Below are 22,628 nucleotides of genomic sequence, written 5' to 3'. Positions count from 1 at the left end.
ACAGTTAAAACCAAATCTCCGTATCGGCGGGCGAGTCTTTACAGCAACCCTTTCGAACTCGGAAGATCGAAATCGAGCGGTTTCCGTTCGACAGCCATTCGCAACGCCCGTGCAAAAGCCTTGAAAACGCCCTCGATCAGGTGGTGTTCGTTTCGGCCCCGCGCTGCGATGTGCAGGTTGCACCGGGCGGCCTGTGCGAAGCTGTCGAAGAAATGTTCGAACATCTCCGTCGGCACATCGCCGATCCGCTCCCGTTTCAACTCCACGTCCCACCGCGTGGCGATCCGTCCGCCGAAATCGAGCAGCACCAGCGCCCGGCTCTCGTCCATCGGCAGTGCGAAACCGTAACGGCCGATTCCCCGTTTGTCGCCCAACGCCTGCCGGAACGCCTCGCCCAGTACCAGAGCGGTGTCTTCGATGGTATGGTGCTCGTCCACATGGAGATCGCCCCGGGCGGTCAGCTCCAGCGAAAAACCGCCGTGGTGGACGATCTGGTCCAGCATGTGGTCGAAAAAGCCCAGTCCGGTCGAAATCTTCGACGGCGAAGCATTGTCGAGGTCGAGCGTCGCCGTAATATCGGTCTCGCGGCTCTTGCGGGTTACTGTCGCGCGGCGGCTTCCGCTTGCGGCAGGTGCCGCGCTTTTGTCGAACGGCCGGTCGGGGTACCGCAGGGCCTCGATCAACGCAACGTTTTCGTCGGGCGTTCCCACGGTCAGCCGCAGGCACCCTTCGCAGCCGGCGATCCGGGAGCGGTCGCGCACGATAATGCCCCGTGAGATCAGGTTGTCGTAGACGCGGCGCGGCTCATCGACCCGCACCAGTACGAAGTTGGCATCGGAGGGAAACACGTGTCGGATCAGCGGAATTTTTTCCAGTGCCGCGACCAGTTTCCGACGCTCTTCGACCAGCAGGGCGATTTGTTCCCGGCGGAGATTTTCCCGTTCGAGTTCCTGCAAAACAAGCCGTTCGGTAATGATGTTCACCGAATAGGGATATTTGATGCGTTCCATCGCGGCCACGATTTCGGGAGCGGCGAATGCGAACCCGATCCGGATACCGGCCATGCCCCAGGCTTTCGACAGGGTTTGCAGTACGACCAGGTTCGGAAATTCCGCCAGACGGGGCAGGAACCCTTCGTGTTCCGCGAAGTCGATATAGGCTTCGTCGAGCACGACGATACCGTCGAACCCGCGGATGACTTTTTCCACTTCGGCGGGGTCGAGCAGGTTGGCGGAGGGGTTGTTGGGAGAACAAAGGAACGCTAATTTCGTCCGGTGGGTGGCGCGGGAGAGGAACGCTTCGGTGTCGAGGCGGAAGTCTTCGGTCAGGGGCGCTTCGACGAGCCGGATGTCGTTGGTGGCGGCTGCCACGCGGTACATGCCGTAGCTGGGGGAGATGGAGAGGGCTTCGTCCTGCCGGGGTTCGCAAAAGACGCGGAACAGCAGGTCGATGGGTTCGTCGCTGCCGTTGCCGCCTACGAAAATCCGCTCGGCGGGAATGCCGCGCATGGCGGAGATTTTCGCACGTATGCGTTTGTTGTGGGGGTCGGGGTAACGGTTGAAACCGTTGTCGAAGGGGTTCTCGTTGGCGTCGAGGTATATCCCCAACTCGCCGTCGTATTCGTCGCGGGCTGTGGAGTAGGGAGCCAGCTGTCTGATATTCTCGCGGAAAAGTGATGTGATCTCCATTCGTATCCTATGTAATTATCTGTTCGTTTATCTGCACGGCAATTGTCCGCGTAGCGGCCAGCCCGAAGCCACCCCCGGCGAAGGGCTGCAACCTACGGTTTTGCCCTCGCTGGCTCCGGGCCGCAAAGCGGATGAATTACCCGATGTAACTATACGGATAAACGAACGGTTATTTGCAAGTATTCAATCGGACGGTTACCGCATTCCGGTGCGCGTCCAGTCCCTCGGCCGTCGCCATGCGTTCCACCGTTTCCCCGATGTTCCGGAGGCCTTCGGCAGTCAGGCGTTGCAACGTGATTTTTTTGCAAAAGCTGTCCAGATTCACCCCGCTGTACGCCACGGCCCAGCCGCTCGTCGGCAGCGTATGGTTCGTGCCCGACGCGTAGTCTCCCACGCTCTCCGGCGAGAAGTGACCCAGGAAGATACTCCCCGCATGTTCGATCCGCAGCGCCACCGCCTCCGGATCCGCTGTTTCCACGATCAGATGCTCCGCCGCGTAACAGTTCGCCATCGCCGCCATCTCCTCGTCGGAAGCCACCACGAAGATACGGCTTTCCTCCAACGCCCTGGCCGCGATGTCGGCCCGGTTCAATGCCCGCAGTTGCTTTTCCACCTGCGCGGCGACCTCCTTTGCCAATGCCGCCGACGTGGTAACCAGAATCGCCTGGCTGTCCGGGCCGTGTTCCGCCTGCGACAGCAGGTCGGCCGCCACGAACTCCGCCCGCGCCGTACCGTCGGCCAGCACCATCACCTCCGACGGCCCCGCCGGCATGTCGATCGCCACGGCGCTCAGTCCCAACAGCTGTTTGGCCATCGTGACATAACGGTTGCCCGGCCCGAACACCTTGTCCGCCTTCGGTATGCTCTGCGTGCCGAACGCCATGGCGGCCACAGCCTGCGCTCCGCCGACCTTGAAAATGCGGGTGACGCCGCAGAGCCGCGCCGTCCAGAGTATTTCCGGAGCCACCGTACCGTCCCGGCGCGGCGGGGTGCAGAGCACGATTTCCCGGCATCCGGCGATCTGCGCCGGCACCGCCAGCATCAGCACCGTGGAAAACAGCGGCGCGCTGCCCCCCGGCACATAAAGGCCCACGCTGCGGATCGGCACGCTGCGCTGTTCGCAGACGACGCCCGGGATGGTCTCCACCCGGACCGGCGCCATTTTCTGTGCGCCGTGGAAAGCCGCGATGTTCTCGCGTGCCTGCCGGATGGCGGCTTTCAACGTTTCGGACAACCGGCCGTCGGCCGCCTCGATTTCTTCGTCCGTTACGACCGGCGACACGAGTTTCACGCCGTCGAACTGGTCGGACAATTCGCGCAGGGCGGCGTCTCCGTCCCGGCGGACACGGTCGATGATTTGTTCGACCCGCTGCCGGATCGTCTCGTTCTCTTGCTGCAACGGCCTTGCAAGGAGGATTTTCCATTGGTCGCGCGGCGGATGGGTATAGGTTTTCATGGTTTGACTGATTATTCGTTTTTATGGCCGCCGAAGCCAGCAGGGCGGCAAACGAGCCACGCGAGTTGCAGGCCTCCGCCGGGGTGGGTTGCCGCTCCAGGTTGCCTACGGCTTCCTCGCGCTTCCTCGCCGAAGCCCGTGAACGGTCTCCGGTCTCGGTACGTCGCTCGGTTCCTCCTGGCGCCTCGGCCATACGAACGAGTTCGATGACACCCGGCTGCTGTGTCGGTTCGGCCCGGCCGCTGTCGCGGAATAGTTTACAAAATCATCTTTTCGAGAGCCAGTACCAGAATATCTTCGGCGCCAATGGCCTTGAGCCGCTCGATTTTCTGCCAGAGCGCCCGTTCGTCCACCACGGCGTGCATCGAACTCCAGCCCGCTTCGGCCAGCGGCAGGATCGTCGGGCTTTTGACTCCCGGCAGGATCGCCGCCGCCTCCGGGATGCGGTCGGTCGGGATGTTCATCAGGATATATTTCTTGCCCCGGCTTCGTTCCACCGATTCGATACGGAACAGCAGCTGGTCGAGCAGAGCCTGTTTCTCGGCCGCCAGTCCCGGCGTGGCGATCAGCACGGCTTCGGAGTGCATGGCCGTTTCGACCTCTTTCAGGCCGTTGGAGACCAGCGTGCCGCCGCTGCTGACGATGTCGAAGATGGCGTCGGCCAGCCCCACGGCGGGGGCGATCTCCACCGAACCGGCGATCTCTTCGATCTCGGCTTCTATCTGTTTTTCAGTCAGGAATTTGCGCAGGATAACGGGATAAGAGGTCGCGATCCGTTTCCCGGCGAAATATGCCGGGCCGGCATAGGACTCTCCTTTGGGGATGGCGAGCGAAAGGCGGCATTTGCCGAAACCGAGACGGTGTACGATGGCTGCTCCGCATTGGCGTTCTTCGTATTCGTTGAGGCCCACGATGCCGATATCGGCCACGCCGCGTTCGACGGCGTGCGGAATGTCGTCGTCGCGCAGGTAGAGGATCTCGATGGGGAAATCGTCCGAACGCGACAGCAGTTTGCGTTTGCTCGGCTCGATGCCGATGCCGGCTTCGGCCAGCAGAGCCAGGCTGTCTTCGTTGAGCCGTCCTTTGGACTGGAGTGCGATGCGTATCATCATATGCGGTGTCAATATTTGTTGTTTCGTGCGTATGCCGTCTGTTTTTGTCTTTTGCCGTCCTGCGGATGGCGGCGGCCCGAGGCCTCTGTCCGTGCTTCGACACCAATGTAAGAAGCCGGAAGTACTTCTTAAACCTACGGTTCAATTTATATGTTGTCGCCCGGAGCCAGCGAGGCCCAAACGAGCTTTGCGAGTTGCAGCCCTGCGCCGGGGGTGGGTTGCCGTTCCGGCTTCCTCCTGGCGCCTCGGCCATACGAACAGGTTCGATGGCGTTCAGCTGCTGCGTCGGTTCGGGCTGGCCGCTACGCGGACGATTAAACCTATGGTTAAATTATCTCATTTATCGGCTTTGCGCCCACCCCCCGAAGCCGCAAAGCGGCTTGGGCGCATAAGCCGGCGATTCTTTCGAATCGCATCAATAAAAAATCGTACAGTTTAAAATCAGTTTCTGCGTTAGCGGGCGGGCCGGACGCCTCCCCCTCGGGAGGCTCGCAAAAGCAATCGCTCACGCGATTGTTGCGTTCCCCCGCAGGCTGCGCCCCGCATCTCTTCCACATTCGGGACGGTCTACCGGCCCTCCGGTTTAGCCCGCACTGGCTTCAGGCAGAGGCTCCCGGCCCGGGAATGTGCGATTTTCCGTTCCGACGGGAGTCGAGAACGGGGAATCGCATTCCCGGCGACTTTTTTGTCTCCTTTTTTGGTCGCGCAAAAAAGGAGATGCCCCGCCGGCATGAGGCGGCCGGAGAAGCCGGTGCCTCCGCGGCAGGAGCGGGACAAAAAAACAAACGCCCGTTGGCGACAGACAAGTACAATTTAACCGTAGGTTTAATAGCCTGTCTTTCGCCGACCCCGCAGGGTCGGCGAATACCCCGGTCCGCGGCTTCCGCCGTTCGGGGACGTTTGCCGCGTACCCGTCGTGCGCACGGACCGTCTGCAACGAAAAAGCCTGCTCGTCCAGAGGGGAGAAGCAGGCTTTCATATGCGTTCGTGCCGGTAAACGACCTATCCGCGGCGGCAAAAAGCGTTCCTCCCTTCATCGGAGCGATGATGGTGGCGATGGCCATGGCGGATATGCGTATTCAGCGTCATTGCGGTTTTATCGACAAGGCAAAAGTAAGGATTATTTCCCGGTTTGCAAATTCCGGTGCAGGAATTTTTCGGACAGATGCCCAAACGCAGTATCTTTGGGAAACCGGCCGTACCGGCCTGTCGAAAAAACGACCCTTATGGACTTCCGTATCTCCGCAAAAATACCCGATTACCCGTTCCGTATCGGGCCTTCGCAACGCGGCCTCGTGCTGGGTTCCTGTTTCGCCGCACATGTCGGCGGCTGGCTTCGCGACGGGAAAATGCCCGTCAGCGTCAATCCGTTCGGCGTGCAATACAACCCCACCAGTATCGTCCGGACACTGGACCGACTCGTTTCGGGACAGCCTTTCGGCGAGGACGAACTGTTCGAACACGACGGGTTGTGGCACAGCCCCCTGCATCATGGCGACTTCTCCGGACCGGACAAAAAGACCGTACTGGAACGGATCGAACGGGCGCGGATCGACGGCGCCGGAGCTTTGGAAAAAGCCGATTACCTGCTCCTGACCTTCGGTACGGCATGGGTCTATGAGCGGCAGGGCCGGGTGGTCGCCAACTGCCATAAACTGCCCGCGAGTACCTTCACGCGGCGGCGGATGACGGTGGCCGAAACGGTCGAACTGTTGGCCGAACGTATCGCCTCGCGGCCCGCGCTGCGGGTGATTCTGACTGTCAGCCCGGTGATCCACCGCGGCGACGGACTGACGGAAAACCAACTGAGCAAATCTTCGCTGATCGTGGCAGCGCACGAACTTACCGACCGTTTCCCGGAACAGGTGCATTACTTTCCGGCTTACGAAATCGTCACGGGCGAGTTGCGCGACTATCGCTTCTATGCCGACGACATGTGCCACCCCTCTCCGCAGGCGGTAGCATACGTGCGGGAGCGCTTTGCCGAAACCCTGCTGTCGCCGGACGCCGCGGAGCTGATCGCTGCCGCCGGCGAACTGAAAAAAGCGATGGCCCATCGGCCGCTGCATCCCGATTCGCCGCAATATGCCCGTTTTAGGGCCGGAATGCGGCAAAAAGCGGAATCGCTGCAACAACGGTACAAAAACGCCGATTTCGGGGAAGAACTGCGGTTTTTTGGCTAAATTTGCGCGGTTAGCGGCGAGTTCGGCAAACCGACCCCGCGCCAGCGGGCGGCGACCGTCTCCCCCCGGCGGGCGACGCAACACTCTGCAGGCGTTCCGTATACCTCTTCCGCAGGCGGTCGCCGAAAAACAACAGATACATTTTAATGAATGATGCTTCGTAAACTCTTCATACTCCTGCTGGCCGCCTCGGCCATTCCTGCGGCCCGCGCGGCATCGGCCATCAGCCGCCACAAGCCCCGGCTGGTGGTCAATATCGTGGTGGGCCAGATGCGTTACGACTACCTGCTCCGTTTCGCCGACAACTTCGGCGAAAAAGGGTTCCATACGCTGGTACGCGAAGGTTCGCTCTGCACGCGGGCCATGTACGACTATGCGCTGACCCGCACCGGGTCGGGGCTGGCTACCATCGTCACCGGCACCGATCCGGCGATGCACGGGGTGGTCGGCCAGCGGTGGTTCAATTACACGACGGGCGAATCGGTCGATCTGGCGGCGGACAAAAAGGCGTTCACGGTGGGAAGCGACGAGTACGACGGTCAGTATTCGCCGCGCGGGCTGATCGCCAGCGCGGTGGGCGATCAGCTCAAGGCGACGGTGCGGGACGCGAAGGTGGTGAGCGTGGCGCTCGATCCGGTATCGGCGGTGGTGATGGGGGGCCATTCGGCGGATGCGGTCTATTGGCTCAACGGCAAGAACGGCCGATGGGTGACGAGCAACTATTACGTTTCGGCGCTGCCGGGATGGGTGGAAAAGTTCAACGACAGCGGTTCGGTGGCGGGCTATTCGTCGCAGAAGTGGGAAATCTCGCGGCCGCTGAAGGCTTACCATAACGAGGAATATACGGACATCGCGGTCGATTCGGCCAAAGGGATCAGTTTCGATTTCCTGACGCGCAAGAAGTACGACTACGACCGGCTGTGCGCTTCGCCGGCGGGAAATACGCTGGTCAAGGATTTCGCGGTGCAGGCGATCATCTACGAGGGGCTGGGGAACGACGATGCGCCGGACATCCTGAATATCGTTTTCGACGCATCGCGCCGCATCGGGGAGAAGTACGGCACGGGGTCGATCGAGCTGGAGGACAGCTATTACCGGCTGGACGAGGATCTGGCGGCGCTGCTCTCTTTCTTGGACACGCAGGTGGGACGCGACCGGCTGCTGGTGGTGCTGACATCGGACCACGGCGCGTCGGACCCGATCCGCGCGAACAGCCGGGTGCCGGCGGGACTGTTCGACAACGGCCAGTTTTCGGCCATTATTTCGGGTTTCCTGGGGGCGCAGCTGGGGACGGGCGACTGGTTGCTTAAGTTCGAAAACCGGCAGGTCTATCTGAACCGCGGCCTGATTTACCAGAAGGGACACAAACTGGAGGAGGTGCAGAACGCGGTGGCCAATTTCGCGATCCAGTTCAGCGGGGTGTCGCAGGCGGTGACGGCGACGGCTTTGCAGAACGGCCATTTCACGGGCGGGGTGATGGGACGGATGCAGAACAGCTTTTTCCCGCGCAATTCGGGCGATGTGATGATCAATCTGATGCCCGGCTGGATCGAGTTTTCGGAGGGGGTGATCTCGGATTCGGGATCGCCGTACAATTACGATACGCATGTGCCGCTGATCTGGTACGGGGGCGTGGTGGGAAACACGGATGTGGAACATGATGTGAACATGACGGATGTCGCGCCGACGGTGGCGGATATCCTCGGTATCGCCCCTCCGCCGGCGGCTACGGGTACGCCCATCGCCGAAATCTTAGTGAAATAACCGTAGGTTTAAAATCAGTTTCCGCGTCAGCGGGCGGGCCGGACGCCTCCCCCTCGGGAGGCCCGCAATTCGTCGCTTTATGCGCCGAAAATTGCGACCGCTCCCGGGCGTCCGGATTTTATAAATAACTGTACGATTATTTGTCCCGTTTTAGGCTTTTGAGGCAACCGTTCTTTTTCTGAAGAACCGAGCAGCGTGGCGAATCCGGAGACCGCTTGCGGACTATGGTGAGGTAGCGCGAGGAAACCGCAGGTAAAAAGAACCAAAAAGACTTTCGGGCAGCTTTGTTTCGCCTCAGTTTACCGAAGTTCGTTTGCATTGCGAACTCTTTTATGTTATCGGAATAGGGGGACTATCCTATGTTTACATTTGTTTAGCCCCCTATTCCGATAACATAATAGAATCGAAAACAACGGGTATCCGGCAGGCTCAGGAGATGCGCCAGCATCTCAAAAAGTTTGGCTTCGCCTTCCTCCTGGCGCCTCGGCCATTCGAACGAGTTCGACGGCGTTCGGCTGCTGCGTCGGTTTTCCGGTTCTCGCTAACTGCGCTGCGCTTGTTTTGCCTGCGGCTTCCTCGTGCTACCTTGCCAAAGACCGTGAACGGTCTTTGGTCTCGGAACGCTACTCGGTTCCTCCTCGCCGCTTACCATAGCCCGCAAGCGGTCTCTGGGTACGCTGGCAGCGTCGGTTGTTCACAAAGAGAACAGTACCCTCAAACCTGAACAGTACAGAATAAACGAACGATTATTTACCGCAGTACATACCATTTTGCGGCGTCGGAACGTTTTTAATCCGAACAACCGATACAGACCGTCGAAAAAATATCCGTGCCCGTGAAGAGAACATCTACTCACAGTAACCATTAACAGACAGAAAGTCAATACAGAAACTATGAGAAAACGATGGATTATCCTGAGCGTGTCGCTTTCCATAGCGGCAGGTTCGCTGGCCGCATACGGCGTCAGCCGGATCGCGGCCAAACGGAATGCGGCCCCCGCTGCCGCCGTTGTGACCTATACCGGCGAAACGGCCGCAGCGCACTTCGCCTCAGCTCCCGCAGGCACGACACAGAACATACTGCCCGACTTCACCGCAGCCGCCGAACACGGCGTCGAAGCCGTGGTCAATATCGAAAACCGGCAGAAATATACCGTCCGGCGGTTCTCCAACCCCTTCGGCAGCGGAGGTTTCGATCCCTTCGAATTCTTCTTCGGACCGCAACAGGAACAGCAACAACAGCAAAGCCAACCCCAGCAGCAGGAACGCCGTTCCGGCGGTTCGGGCGTCATTATCTCGGCCGACGGCTACATCGTGTCGAATAACCACGTCGTGGAAGACGCCGACGAACTGATCGTGACCCTGCACGACGGCACCACCCATAAAGCCACGCTGGTAGGTACCGATCCCTCGACCGACATCGCCCTGCTGAAGATAGACGCCAAAGACCTGAAGACCATTGCGTTCGGAAATTCCGAAGAACTCCGGCTCGGCGAATGGGTGCTCGCCATCGGGAACCCCTACGGGCTGACCTCGACCGTCACCGCCGGTATCGTAAGCGCCAAAGGGCGCAGCCTCGGCGTACTGCCCTCGCAGATGGGCATCGAGTCGTTCATCCAGACCGACGCCGCCGTCAATCCCGGCAACAGCGGCGGGGCGCTGATCACTACCGAAGGCAACCTGATCGGCATCAACACTGTTATCAAATCGCCCACCGGGGCCTATGCCGGCTACTCGTTCGCCGTACCCTCGTCGATCGTGCGCAAAGTGGTGACCGACCTGCGCGAATACGGCGTCGTGCAGCGAGCCATGCTCGGGATCACCTTCCAGGCCATCACTCCCGACTGGGTGGAACGTTTCGGCAAGGAACACGACATCGATGAACCCGGCGGCATGTACATCGCCGAAGTGGTGGCCGACGGCGCGGCCGAAGCCGCAGGCATCGAAGCGGGCGACGTGCTGACCCATATCAATGGGAAGGTCATGAATTCCACGGCCGATGTGCAGGAGACCATCGCCAAACTGCGCCCCAACGATAAAATCAAAGTAACCGTCAAACGCGGCGGTTCCGTGAAGGAATACGACGTGACCCTGCGCAACCGCGCCGGAAAAACCGAACTGGTCAAGAAAGACGACGTGAACCTGATCGACGAACTCGGCGCCACGTTCCGCGAAGTGAGCGACAAGCTGAAAAAGGAACTCCGCATCCGCGGCGGCATTCAGGTCGTGGACCTCAAGTCGGGCGGCCTACTGGCCAAATCGCGCGTGCAGCGCGGTTATATCATCACCGCCATCAACGACACGCCGATCGCCAGCGTCAGCGACCTGAACCGCATCACAGACAAAGTGCAGTCCATCGACGGGATCTATCCCGACGGACGGATCGTCAGCTACCAGGCCCTGAGCCGTTAAAACGGCTTCGGCGGAAAGAAAACAACGCGGAAAAATCGATGGCCAACTCATTGGCCGCCTGTGTGTACCGTACAGACAGGCGGCCAATGTTCCGAAATAAACGCACCTGTACCGAAACAAAAGCGTTTTTCCGACGTATATTAAAACGCCGACTACAGCGAAATACAATCAGAACAGGATAAATGAGACAATTAAAAATTACCAAATCGATCACCAATCGCGAAAGCGCCTCGCTGGACAAATACCTGCAGGAGATTGGGCGTGAAGATTTGATAACCGTCGAAGAAGAGGTCGAACTGGCCCAGCGGATCAAAAAAGGCGACCAGGAAGCCCTCGAAAAACTCACCAAAGCGAACCTGCGCTTCGTCGTGTCCGTCGCCAAGCAGTACCAGAACCAGGGGCTTACGCTGCCCGACCTGATCAACGAAGGAAACCTGGGACTGATCAAGGCGGCCGAAAAATTCGACGAAACCCGCGGCTTCAAATTCATCTCCTACGCCGTATGGTGGATCCGTCAGTCGATCCTCCAGGCGCTGGCCGAACAGTCGCGTATCGTGCGCCTGCCGCTGAACCAGGTCGGCTCGCTCAACAAGATCAACAAAGCGTTCGCCCGTTTCGAGCAGGAGAACGAACGGACCCCCTCGCCCGAAGAGTTGGCCAACGTGCTCGACCTGCCGAAAGAGAAAGTGGCCGATACGCTCCGCGTTTCGGGCCGCCACGTATCGGTGGACGCCCCGTTCGCCGAAGGCGAAGACAACAGCCTGCTGGACGTGCTGGTGAACAACGACTCGCCCAACGCCGACCGCAGCCTCATCAACGAGTCGCTCTCCACGGAGGTGGAACGCGCCCTCTCTACGCTGACCGAACGCGAACGCGACATCGTGAAGTATTTCTTCGGGATCGGCACTTCGGAGATGACCCTCGAAGAGATCGGCGAACAGTTCGGGCTGACCCGCGAACGCGTGCGCCAGATCAAGGAAAAAGCGATCCGCCGCCTGCGCCACAGTTCGCGCAGCAAACAGCTCAAAACCTATCTGGGGTAATTTTTCCCCCCTTACATAAAAGGTGAGTACATACGCGGCTTGGCTCTGTTGTGCGTGCGTATCGGATTTCAGATCCGCACGTCCCTTTCCTCGGAGAAAACTCCCGGTTCCCCATGCGCCGAACACTCCCGCAGGGCCGTTTGGAACGCGATAACGGACAGGTCGTAATAACAGTCCCGGTCTGGCATGAAGCTAGACCGGGACTGTCCGTTTTGCGCCGGACGGGTTCCCGAGGGCGGTGCCGGTAAGGTTCACCGGACGGCCTCCCGCTATTCAATAGCGGCCCGTCGCCGGAACCGCGTCGTCGGCAGAGCTGACTTTGAGCTGCACGACATCCCGGTACACGGTGACGATACCCGTGAGACTGATACGGCCTTCCGGCAGCAGGTCGTCCGCGAAAGAGGCATAAGGGCTGGTATAAGTCCGGAGCGTACGGCCACCTGCGTCAGACAAAGTCTGTTCTCCGCTCCAGGTATGGCGGCCTCCCTGCGTGAAAAAGACATCGGAGAGTCTGACCAGCCTTCCTGCCAGTGCCGACGATATTCCGGCGATGGACGTCTCCAGCGTATCGACCGGTTCGGAGCCGTCCATACGGGCGATGATTTTCCGCAGTACGGCATCGGAGGCGATGTAGTCGATTCCTTCGGTATATTCCGGTTCCGGTGCCCCGACAGCCAACATGCCGTCCCACAAGCCGACCCGGAGACCGTCGAGCCGTACGGCGATCCGCCCGCCCGGCCGGTAAGCGCTGTAAGTGTCGTATGTTCCGGTCAGGACGGCCAGCGGCGTCTCTTTCTGTTGGATAACCAGCATCTTATAAAAGTTTTCCGCCGAGTCGGACGTAGTGACCGTTCCGCTGACCACCGTGCCGTCGGGGAAATCGACGCCTCCGTTCCGATAGAACCGTTCCACGCTGGCCAACGTGGTATTGGCATTCATGACGGGCGACTCTTCTTCCGGCAACTCTCCGAAGCGATCGTAATCGCAGCCGGCGAGCAGCAGGGCCGGCAGAATAAACCGGATGAAGTGCCGGATCCGTCTGGGAAAATCGGTGGAAAAATTCATTCGGACGACTATATTTTAGGTCTGATTTTTAGAGCATACCCTTGCGGGCGCAAAAGTCGAATGGATAAAACATTTGGTGACTATATACGACTTTACACAAACCCCGTTTCGGTTCCGTGCGGACGGTATGAGGCGACGCCAACCCGGGCAAAAGACCCAAAGGAGCCGGCGCGAGCCGGAAAATTACTGTAGTGTAAAATAGTATATAATCACCATTTATTTTTAATCGTACGATTAAAATGTTTGTAAGTATATACGACTTTATCCTATATCATATGCACACTTGATTTTCAGTATATTTCGGCCCGCGCCCACCCCTGCGAATCCGTAAAGCGGCTTGGACGCAGGGCCGTTTAGAGAGATCGTTACCCGATTTTGGGTAATGTCGTATATACTGACCAAATGTTTTACCCCTTCAGCTGTGTGCCACCCCGGCAGAGAAAACTCCCGGTCTTCCGTACCGGGCGGCGCCGCAGAACCGTTCGGAGAAATCGTTACCCGATTTTCGGGAAAGTCAGATGACTTCCGGACAGGCGGGCCGCCTCTGTTCCAGCCTCGCTTTCAGCTCTGCAATACGGGTGCAGGCCTCCTCGATCCGTTCGCGGGGGATGCGTCCCCGGCGTACCAGCGCGCAGATCAGGTCGATGGTACGGGCGGTCAGACCGGGTTCGTAAGTCTTGCCGTTATTACCGACGATGACCATGTCCGCCCCGGCATTGATGGCCAGCTCCAGAGCCTTTTCGAGCGAATAGCGGTCCACGATGGCTCCCATGTTCAGGTCGTCCGTGACGACCGCGCCCCGGTATCCCAACTCGTCGCGCAGGACGCCTTCGATCCACCGCCGCGAAAGCGATGCCGGATAATCGGCGTCCACCCCGCGGTGGAGCAGGTGGCCGACCATCACGAAATCGGCGTAACCTTCGGCGAATAACGTCCGGTAGGGGGCGAGTTCCCGCTCCCGCTGCCAGGTGCGCGTAATGTCGGGCAGCCCGATATGGCTGTCGGTGCGCGAACTGCCGTGCCCCGGAAAGTGTTTCAGCGAGCCGAATATGCCTTCGCCATGCAAAGCGTCTATCCAGATCCGCGCCTGTGCCGCGACGATCGCGGTATCGCCGGAAAAGCTCCGCCCGAGGGCGCCGATCACGGGACAGGCCGGATCGACATCCACGTCGATGCAAGGGGCGAAATCGACATTGATTCCGGCCCGGCGGCAGGTCGCCGCGGCGAGCGAGGCCCATTTCCGCGTGGTGTCGGGGTCGTTCAAACGGCCCAGATACGCTGCGCTGACGCTGGGCGGGAAGCCGTACGCGGCTTTCAGCCGATCGACGCGTCCTCCCTCCTGGTCGATGGCTACGAACAGGGGCGGATGTCCGCTCCGGCGGGCCAGCGTTTGCAGGTCGGCGCTCAACTTTTGCAGTTGTTGCGGCGAACGGATGTTGCGCCGGTTCGTTCCGGAAGGTACGTCGCGGTCGAAGTAAATCACGCCGCCTATACCCCGCTCCTGGATGTCGCGGGCTATCTCTCCGGCGGCTTCGTATCCGCGGAAGCCCGCGACGATCATCTGGCCGACCTGTCGGCGCAGCAGGCTGTCGTCGGCGGCGGTTTGCGCCCGGAGGGCTCCGCAGGGCAGGCTGCCGAGGCCGATGAAAGCGATGAGGGCGAATAACTTCCGCATGGGCTTACCGGTCGAGTTTGAAACGTATGCGCAGGATGCCGGTCTGCTCGTCGTAGTCGGTGGAGACGATGCGCAGGCGGCCTATTTCGGAGGTGTTGGAGACGTGTTCCCCGATACAGGGGCAACGGTCGTAATCGCCGACGCAGACGATGCGCAGCATGGCGTCGGGTCCTGCGGCGGCCGTTTCGGGGAGCCGCGAAAGGTCGAACTCCTGCGCGGCCGCGGCATACGGTACCATACGGGCAGTCACGGCCTGATGTCTGCCGATCTGGTCGTTGACGATACGCGTGAGGTCGTCCGTCTCTTCGGGCGTCAGGTTGCGCCCGATGTTCCGGAAATCGAAATCGGCTTTGGACTTCTTTTTCTCCAGATGGGTGGTCACGGCCCGCCCGCACCCGAACATCCTGACCATCGTGCCGCCCAGTATGTGTTCGGCGGTATGCATTTCCGGCGGATATATTTTTTCGCTCATAAGAATAGATTAAAGCTGAGGTGGACTAATACGACTTTACACAAATTCCGTTTCGGCTCCGCGCCGGCCGGCATGAGGCGGTGCAAACCCGGCAAAAGACCCGGAAGGGTCGGCGCGAGCCGAAAAAATAACGGAAGCACCCCCTTTCCGGACGGCCGTCTCGGTCGTGGGCAAGACAGCAGGGCGCACGGGGGGACGCGCGCCGAGACATCGAAAGGCCGGGAACTCTATATAGGTTACAGCTCCCGCACCCCGGCGTTCCAAAGGAAGAACGACCAGATGTCCGCCTGTTCCCGGATCGTCTTCGACACCGGTTTGCCCGCCCCGTGGCCCGCATCCGACTCCACACGCAGAAGGATCGGGTTGTCGCAGCCCGGAGCCGCCGTCTGGGCCGCCTGGAGCGTCGCCCCGAACTTGAACGAATGCGCCGGCACCACCCGGTCGTCGTGGTCCGCCGTCATGATCATCGTCGGCGGGTAGCACACGCCCGGCCGGATGTTGTGCAGCGGCGAGTACTTGTACAGGTACGGGAAATCCGTCGCATTGTCCGCCGAGCCGTACTCCACGACCCAGCCCCAGCCGATCGTGAAGCGGTGGTAACGCAGCATGTCCAGCACCCCCACCATCGGGAACGTCGCGCAGTACAGGTCGGGCCGCTGCGTCAGGCACGCCCCGATCAGCAGTCCCCCGTTCGAGCCGCCCGCGATGGCCAGCTTCTTCGGCGAGGTGTATTTTTCCGCGATCAGGTACTCCGCCGCGGCGATGAAATCGTCGAAGACATTCTGTTTCTTTTCCAGCATCCCGGCCCGGTGCCATGCCTCGCCGTATTCGCCCCCGCCCCGGATGTTCGCCAGCGCATAGATGCCGCCCTGCTCCAGCAGCAGGATGTTCGACGCCGAGAAGCCCGGCGTGCGGCTGATGTTGAAACCGCCGTAGGCGTAAAGGTACACGGGGTTGTTGCCGTCGCGCTTCAATCCTTTTTTGTAAACCAGGAACATCGGCACCCGCGTGCCGTCTTTAGAGGTGTAGAACACCTGGTCCACCTGGAACGAGGATACGTCGAAGTTCACTTTCGTCTGGCGGTAGAGGGTCGAGGTACCGTCGGCGATGGAGTAGCGGTACGAAGTCGGCGGCACGTTGAAACTGCTGAATCCGTAGAAGACCTCCTTGTCGTCTTTCTTGCCGTCGAAGCCGGCGGCGGTGCCGATGCCCGGAAGCGGAATCTCGCGCACCTGTTTCCCCGTTCTGTCGTACTGATAAACGCGGCTCGAAGCGTCTTTCAGATAACCGGCGAAGATAGCCCCGCCTGCCGTGGTGACCCATTGCAGCAGGTTTTCGCTCTGCGGGATCACATCCGTAACGGCGGGGGCGGCCGCGTTCAGATCGACCGACACCAGCCGGAAATTCGGCGCGGCGTCGTTGGTCAGTACCAGCGCCTTGTCGTCCTCGCAGTCGATCACCGCGTAGTCGTTGGCGAAGCCTTTGAACAGCGTTTTGAACGGTGCGCCGGGCACGGTCGTGTTCTTGTAAAGTATCTCTGTGCCGCTCGTCCCTTCGGAGGCGACGATGAAGAGCCACTTGAAGTCGTCGCTCACGAAACCGGAGAAGTAGCGCAGCGGATGTTCCCGGTCTTCATAGACGAGCACGTCTTCGGTCTGGGGAGTACCCAGTTTGTGGAAATAGACTTTCTGGTACTCGTTTTTGGCGGAATAAGCGCTGGTTCCGGGCGCGGGAGCGTCGTAACGGCTGTAATAGAAACCGTCCCGTCCCCAGCTCGCGCCGCTGAATTTGACCCATTCGATCTTGTCGGCGAGCTGTTTGCGCGTGGCGACCTCCATCACGAAAATCTCGACCCAGTCCGAGCCGGAGCGGGAGACGGAGTAGGCGGCGTATCGGTCGTCTTTCGAAAAGGTGACGGTATTCAGCGCCGCGGTACCGTTGTCGGAGAGGGCGTTGGGGTCGAGGAACACTTCCGGGGCGCCGTCCAGTCCTTTCTGGTAGTAGAGTACGCTCTGGTTTTGCAGGCCGTCGTTCTTGTAGAAGAAGTAGTATTCGCCGACGCGGAACGGGGTGCCCTCTTTCGGATAGTCGTAGAGCTGCGTGAGGCGTTCTTCGATGCGGCCGCGGTAAGGTATCTGCGACAGGTAGTCCTGCGTGACTTCGTTCTGGGCCCGGACCCATGCGGCGGTCTCGGCGGAGTTGTCGTCTTCGAGCCAGCGGTAGGGGTCTTTCACGATGGTGCCGTGGTAGTTGTCCTGCACGGTGGTGTCCATGCGGGCGACGGGGTAAGGCTTGGTCTTGATGGTCATGGCGTTTTGGCAGCTCGTCAAGGCTGCGGTAATGGCGGCGAGGCCGCAAAGGGTATGGAAGCTCATATATATCCGGTATTTGGATCGCGTTCGGCGCTGTTTCGAAAAGTAAATTTAATGTTTTTTCGCGGGATTTCGTTTTTTGTTTTTATCTTTGCGGTGTAATCCTGTGCATATCGTCCCTGTCTTACGCAGGTTCTGAAAGATACTTTTCGCATGGGCCTTGTGTTTTTTCAGGCAGACATCCCCGCCAACGTCTGCCACTTGCGGAAAAATATGAGGCCCATGCTTTTTTATATGTCCGGTTGCCTCAAACCGAAATACTACGAATAAAAGAATGATGTTAAAATCAGAGGGTTATGATTTATTGCGACGAAGCGGAACTGGAGCTGATCGCCCTGCACCAGGTAGGTAACAAGACCAACGACGACGGCATACATATTTCCGACAGCCTGCTCGACATCAGCGAGCGCGTGCGGGAACTGCTGGCCGCCTACTTCACCAACCCCTTTTCGAAAGAAGGCACCGTCGCCGCATCCGAATACTACCGCCTGCACCACGACAGCGACATCGCCCTGAACGAAGTTTACTCCTTCGTATCCAAGATATTCGACGCGCCGCCCGACCGTTGCGGCGAGATATTCTACGAACAGTCCGTCGCGCTGGCCCGGCACCTCTACGAGCAAAGCACCCATCCGAAAATCAAAGGCGGCGAATTCTACGTCGCCCTGCTGCGCGGCTGCATCGCGGACGGCGAGACCGTCGATGCCGTAGGGCTGTTCAAATCCGAAAACAAAGAGACCTTTCTGCGCGTATGGCCCCAGGGCGGCGGCTTCGAAATCGAAAGCCAGCAGGGAATCGACATCAACCGGCTCGACAAAGGCTGCCTCGTCTTCAACACCGAGCGCGAGAACGGCTGCCTCGTGGCCGTCGTGGACAACACCAACCGCACCGAAGCACGCTACTGGATGGACGAATTCCTGCGCGTCCGCCAGCGGCAGGACGACTACTACCAGACCGCCGCTACGCTGGCCCTGTGCAAAAGTTTCGTCACCCGACAGCTGCCGCAGCAGTACGAAGTGTCGAAAGCCGACCAGGCCGACCTGCTCAACAAATCGGTCGCGTTCTTCAAAGAAAAAGAGTCGTTCGACCTGGGCGAATTCGCCGCCGAAGTGATCGGCCAGCCCGAAGTGATCGACAGCTTCAAAAGCTACAAGGAAGATTACGAGAAACAGCATGAAATGGAGATCGCCGACCGCTTCGAAATTTCGGCCCCGGCCGTCAAGCGGCAGGCCAGAGGCATCAAAAGCGTCATCAAGCTCGACCGGAATTTCCACATCTACGTCCACGGCGACCGGCAGTTGATCCGCAAAGAGTTCGACGACGCGACCGGCATGCACTATTACCAGCTTTTCTTCGAAAACGAAACGTAACCGATGAACCATAAGGAACATACTGTCGAACGGATCGTCGCGGCGGCCGGCAAACGGGCGTTCCGCGACCTGCTCCTGCTGGCCGATCCGTCGGACGCGATGGTCGCCCGCTACATAGACGGCAGCGACATGTTCGTCTGGCGCACAGGCTGCGGCGAAACGGTCGGCGAAGCCGTGGTCGATCGCCGCGGCGAGATCAAAAACCTCGCCGTCGCGCCCGCTTTCCAACGGCAGGGGTGGGGACGGCGAATACTGGACGACCTCTGCGCCCGTTATGCCGGGAAATTCCCCGTACTGACCGTGGGTACCAGCGACGGCGGCGTTCCCTTTTACGAGCGGTGCGGATTCCGCTATTCGCACACCGTCCGGAACTTTTTTACGGACAACTATCCGGAACCGGTGATCGACGAAGACGGCAGCCGGTGCCGGGATATGATTTACCTGACGCGGACGACCGGGTAGAGACCGTCCCATCTTTGCCGGCGGCAATCGGGCTTCCGCGGCCCTGCCGGTTTTCGTTTTCCGCCTCTGCGCCGCACTTCCCGCCAAGAATGCGTATCTTTGGGGTCGCTATGATCGCATTCCAGAAAAAAACGCTCGCCAACGGGCTGACCGTCATCGCGCACGAAGATCCCTCGACCCCGATGGCCGCCGTCAATGTGCTCTACAAAGTCGGCGCCCGGAACGAAGACTACGACCGAACGGGGTTCGCCCATCTGTTCGAACACCTCATGTTCGGCGGGTCGGCGCATATTCCCAGCTACGACGAACCTGTGCAGCTGGCCGGCGGCGAGAACAACGCCTTCACCAACAACGACTATACGAATTATTACCTGGCCCTGCCCAAAGAGAATATCGAGACCGCCCTGTGGCTCGAATCCGACCGGATGCTGTCGCTCGCTTTCAACGAAAAGAGCCTTGAAGTGCAACGCAAAGTGGTCGTCGAGGAGTTCGCCCAGCGTTACCTGAACCAGCCCTACGGCGACATCTGGCTACTGCTTCGGCCGCTGGCCTACGAGCGGCATCCCTACCGGTGGGCCACCATCGGACGCGACATCGAACACATCCGCAGCGCCACCATGGATCAGGTACGCGCTTTCTTCGACCGCTATTACAAACCCGGCAACGCCATTCTTTCCGTCGCGGGCGACATACCCGCCGCCCGCGTTTTCGAGTTGGCCGAAAAATGGTTCGGACCGATTCCGGCAGGCGAACCCGTCCGGGACGACATCCCGCAGGAACCGGAACAGACCGCGGCCCGGCGGCTGGAGGTACGCAGGCCGGTACCGGCCTCGGTCGTTTACATCGCTTTCCACATGGGGCCCCGGCTCAGCCGCGAAGCCACGGTGTGCGACGTCGTGTCGGACATCCTCAGCAACGGCACTTCGAGCCGCCTCTATCAGCGGCTGGTCAAGGAACGGACGCTGTTTTCCAACGTGAACGCCTACATATCGGGCGACGTCGATCCGGGGCTGTTCTTAGTGACGGGCCACGTTATGGAAGGCGTATCTCCGGAAGAGGCCGAGGCGGCCCTGTGGCGGGAGCTGGAACTGCTGAAAACCGAACCGGTGGGCGATTACGAGCTGGAGAAAGTCAAGAACAAGTTCGAGGCGAACAACGTTTTCGGCGAGATCAACGTGCTGAACAAGGCGATGAACCTGGCCTACTTCGAAATGCTGGGCGACGCGGCGATGATCAACGCCGAGGTCGCGGAGCACAATTCGGTGACTCCGGAAGAGATACAGTCCGTTTCGCAGCGCATTTTCCGTCCGGAGAACAGTTCGACGCTGCTTTACCTTGCCGATGCGGAGGCATCCGCTGCAAAATAAGTTGTACGGTCAGGCGATACGCAGCATCGCAAGCCCGGCGCGGGGACATTGAGGTAGTTACCGTTATTAGGGATTGCGGCACGCACCGCCCGCCCGGCGTAAGGGCAGTCCCGTACTGCCGCGCGCCACGCCTGAAAAGCGAAAGACGACTTTTTTAGCGTCAGCTGAAAAAGACAGATTTCGCCCGGCGCGCGGCCATTGGATTCGTTCATTGGGAATTTCGGCAAGCCGTCGTTAGCTTTTAAGGATGATTAGCGATACGCAGCATCATCGGCCCGGCGCGGCATAAGCGCAGTATCTTCAAACTCCCGCGTGCATGGCCGAATAATAAGGAGATTGGTCATTTTCAGCAAAAGTCGCAAAGACAGATAAGGATAGGCGGCGAACGGAGCGAGCCACGTCAGGCCGGAGCCACTCCGGGCGAAAGATTGCAACCGACGCTGCCGGCGAGAGCTATGTAAGTTTGCTTACATAGCCGAACGGCGATGCGAAAAACAAACAACAGCGCAGTTGATATTCCCCCGGCTCGTATGCGCCCCGCAGGCTCCGGCCCTGATTTTCAGTAATGTGCAATCCGTCTTGCGTGACAACGATTTTCGGTAAGCAGATACGACATTACCCAAAATCGGGTAATGACCTCCCTAAACGGCCCTGCGGTACCGCTCGGCACCGGGGACCGGGGCTTTTCTCTGCTTAAGGAGGCGAGCGCGGACCGAAATATACTGAAAATCAGGTGGGCATATCATACAGGGTAAAGTCGTATATATTTACCCGATTTTCGGCCCGCACAAGTTGAAACTACAATAGAATATATCGCAAACCATGTTAGACCGTACCGTACAACCCCCGTTCCGGCTGCCCGACCGGCTCGACATCCCGTCCGCCGGGCAGGTTACGCTGCCCGGCGGCATCCGCCTCTGGACCATCGACGCAGGAACGCAGCCCCTGGTGCGCCTGAGCCTCGTTTTCGGAGCCGGGACGCGTTACCAGCCCGCGGCGTTCGCCGCTTCGACGGCCCTGAACTTGATGAGCGAAGGGACGGCACGTTACACGGCCGCCCGGATCGCCGAAATGTTCGACTTTTACGGCATCTATTACGACACCTCGATCGACCGCGACTATTCCGTCGTGACCGTGAGCTGCCTGAGCCGTTTTCTGGACAGGACGCTGGAGATACTGGGCGAAATCCTGTTCAAGCCGCTCTTCCCGCAGCGGGAACTGGAGATATACGTTTCCAAACGGAAACAACAGCTGACCATCGAGCGCGAAAAACCGTCGTACCAGGCCCGCGAACGCTTTTCCGAAGCGCTTTTCGGCAAAGACCACCCTTACGGGCGCGTATCGCCCGCGGCGGAATACGACCGCCTGACGGCGGCGGCGATCCGGACATTCTATGACACCTATTATACGGGCGGAAATCTCTTCGCGGTGGCCTCCGGGCAGATCGGGCCGCAGACCGCCGACACGCTGGCCGCCTTCCTCTCCTGTTTCGGCAGCGAAACGGCTCCGGCCGACCCCGGCATCCCGCCGGTGAGTCCGACGTCCCTCGTCCGCGAAAAACGCGCCGGCGCCCTGCAATCGTCGATCCGTATCGGCAAGGTGCTTTTCCCGAAAGGTCATCCGGACTTCAACGGCATGCAGGTGGCGGCGACGGTGCTGGGCGGCTATTTCGGCTCGCGGCTGGTGAAAAACCTGCGCGAAGACAAAGGATATACCTACGGCATATATGCGGCGATGCTGAACATGCAGCACACGGGCTATTTCGCCGTGGCCTCGGATGTGACGGCGGCGGCGACCGACGATGCCGTGGCGGAGATTCTCAAAGAGGTGGAACGCCTGCGCACCGAAACGGTACCGGCGGCCGAGCTGGATATGGTGCGGAACATCATCGCCGGCGAGATGATGCGTATTCTGGACGGGCCGTTCGGCATCGCGGACGTGACCATCGAGAATGTCCAGTGCGGCATGACGAACGAAGCGACGGCGGCCTTTTTCGATGAGGTGCGCACGATCACGCCGGAGCGCGTCCGGGAGCTGGCGGCCCGCTGGCTCGACCCGGCCTCGTTTACCACGGTGATCGTCGGCGCCTGACCCCCGCGCCGGGAATGTCGTGCGTCGAGCGGCACCGGGTTTCGGCCAGCGGAGAATTCGGACGGCGCAGGCTCCGCGAACCGGAGCGGGCTGCTAA

At 59.9% G+C, this 22,628-nt stretch carries 15 protein-coding genes; 8 read left to right on the top strand and 7 right to left on the bottom strand.

Annotated features, from left to right (window positions below):
• Nucleotides 1–38: 38 nt before the first annotated feature.
• The 3 genes from hisC to hisG all read right to left on the bottom strand — a co-directional run bounded on the left by hisC (nucleotide 39) and on the right by hisG (nucleotide 4,253).
• The gene (hisC, locus tag RIKMI_RS15270; protein WP_115356404.1) at nucleotides 39–1,688 is read right to left on the bottom strand and encodes a histidinol-phosphate transaminase; all 1,650 of its coding nucleotides are present in this window, start codon (nucleotides 1,686–1,688) and stop codon (nucleotides 39–41) included.
• A gap of 169 nt (nucleotides 1,689–1,857) precedes the next feature.
• Nucleotides 1,858–3,144: a histidinol dehydrogenase gene (gene hisD / locus RIKMI_RS0103375; protein WP_027290427.1), complete on the bottom strand. Its 1,287-nt coding sequence runs from the start codon at nucleotides 3,142–3,144 to the stop codon at nucleotides 1,858–1,860.
• A 257-nt stretch (nucleotides 3,145–3,401) separates the two neighbouring features.
• Nucleotides 3,402–4,253 carry an ATP phosphoribosyltransferase gene (gene hisG / locus RIKMI_RS0103370; RefSeq protein ID WP_027290426.1) on the bottom strand — a complete coding sequence of 284 codons (852 nt, stop codon included), beginning with the start codon at nucleotides 4,251–4,253 and terminating at the stop codon, nucleotides 3,402–3,404.
• A gap of 1,229 nt (nucleotides 4,254–5,482) precedes the next feature.
• On the opposite strand from hisG, the gene RIKMI_RS0103360 reads away from it, so the two are divergent.
• The 4 genes from RIKMI_RS0103360 (at nucleotide 5,483) to RIKMI_RS0103345 (ending at nucleotide 11,657) form a co-directional block, all read left to right on the top strand.
• Nucleotides 5,483–6,439: a GSCFA domain-containing protein gene (locus RIKMI_RS0103360; protein WP_027290424.1), complete on the top strand. Its 957-nt coding sequence runs from the start codon at nucleotides 5,483–5,485 to the stop codon at nucleotides 6,437–6,439.
• 150 nt (nucleotides 6,440–6,589) lie between these two features.
• Complete coding sequence (locus RIKMI_RS0103355; protein WP_027290423.1) at nucleotides 6,590–8,203, top strand: alkaline phosphatase family protein; 1,614 nt, start codon at nucleotides 6,590–6,592, stop codon at nucleotides 8,201–8,203.
• A gap of 893 nt (nucleotides 8,204–9,096) precedes the next feature.
• Nucleotides 9,097–10,614, top strand: a complete 1,518-nt coding sequence (locus tag RIKMI_RS0103350; RefSeq protein WP_027290422.1) for a Do family serine endopeptidase — start codon at nucleotides 9,097–9,099, stop codon at nucleotides 10,612–10,614.
• A gap of 182 nt (nucleotides 10,615–10,796) precedes the next feature.
• Nucleotides 10,797–11,657 (top strand): sigma-70 family RNA polymerase sigma factor, encoded by an 861-nt coding sequence (locus tag RIKMI_RS0103345; protein WP_027290421.1) that lies wholly within the window; start codon nucleotides 10,797–10,799, stop codon nucleotides 11,655–11,657.
• Between the two features lie 273 nt (nucleotides 11,658–11,930).
• On the opposite strand, the gene RIKMI_RS0103335 is transcribed toward RIKMI_RS0103345, so the two are convergent.
• The 4 genes from RIKMI_RS0103335 to RIKMI_RS0103320 form a co-directional block, all read right to left on the bottom strand.
• On the bottom strand, nucleotides 11,931–12,722 hold the full coding sequence (locus RIKMI_RS0103335) for a DUF5689 domain-containing protein (RefSeq protein WP_027290420.1): 792 nt from the start codon (nucleotides 12,720–12,722) through the stop codon (nucleotides 11,931–11,933).
• Nucleotides 12,723–13,236: 514 nt separating this feature from the next.
• On the bottom strand, nucleotides 13,237–14,397 hold the full coding sequence (locus RIKMI_RS0103330; protein ID WP_027290419.1) for a glycoside hydrolase family 3 protein: 1,161 nt from the start codon (nucleotides 14,395–14,397) through the stop codon (nucleotides 13,237–13,239).
• Nucleotides 14,398–14,401: 4 nt separating this feature from the next.
• Nucleotides 14,402–14,869 carry an alanyl-tRNA editing protein gene (locus RIKMI_RS0103325; RefSeq protein WP_027290418.1) on the bottom strand — a complete coding sequence of 156 codons (468 nt, stop codon included), beginning with the start codon at nucleotides 14,867–14,869 and terminating at the stop codon, nucleotides 14,402–14,404.
• A gap of 236 nt (nucleotides 14,870–15,105) precedes the next feature.
• Nucleotides 15,106–17,244: a prolyl oligopeptidase family serine peptidase gene (locus tag RIKMI_RS0103320; protein ID WP_037291427.1), complete on the bottom strand. Its 2,139-nt coding sequence runs from the start codon at nucleotides 17,242–17,244 to the stop codon at nucleotides 15,106–15,108.
• Nucleotides 17,245–17,537: 293 nt separating this feature from the next.
• Between RIKMI_RS0103320 and RIKMI_RS0103315 the strand changes: the two genes are divergently transcribed.
• The 4 genes from RIKMI_RS0103315 (at nucleotide 17,538) to RIKMI_RS0103300 (ending at nucleotide 22,531) form a co-directional block, all read left to right on the top strand.
• Nucleotides 17,538–18,611 carry a nucleoid-associated protein gene (locus tag RIKMI_RS0103315; protein WP_027290416.1) on the top strand — a complete coding sequence of 358 codons (1,074 nt, stop codon included), beginning with the start codon at nucleotides 17,538–17,540 and terminating at the stop codon, nucleotides 18,609–18,611.
• Nucleotides 18,612–18,614: 3 nt separating this feature from the next.
• Nucleotides 18,615–19,073, top strand: coding sequence for a GNAT family N-acetyltransferase (locus RIKMI_RS0103310; RefSeq protein WP_037291424.1), 459 nt, complete (start codon nucleotides 18,615–18,617; stop codon nucleotides 19,071–19,073).
• A 110-nt stretch (nucleotides 19,074–19,183) separates the two neighbouring features.
• A complete protein-coding gene (locus tag RIKMI_RS0103305; RefSeq protein WP_027290414.1) occupies nucleotides 19,184–20,440 on the top strand; it encodes a M16 family metallopeptidase in 1,257 nt (418 codons plus the stop codon).
• Nucleotides 20,441–21,262: 822 nt separating this feature from the next.
• Complete coding sequence (locus tag RIKMI_RS0103300) at nucleotides 21,263–22,531, top strand: M16 family metallopeptidase (RefSeq protein ID WP_037291422.1); 1,269 nt, start codon at nucleotides 21,263–21,265, stop codon at nucleotides 22,529–22,531.
• Nucleotides 22,532–22,628 lie beyond the last annotated feature (97 nt).

The sequence above is a fragment of the Rikenella microfusus DSM 15922 genome (assembly GCF_000427365.1).
In the GTDB taxonomy this organism is placed as follows: domain Bacteria; phylum Bacteroidota; class Bacteroidia; order Bacteroidales; family Rikenellaceae; genus Rikenella; species Rikenella microfusus.
This window is presented reverse-complemented; position numbering and strand designations above follow the sequence as displayed.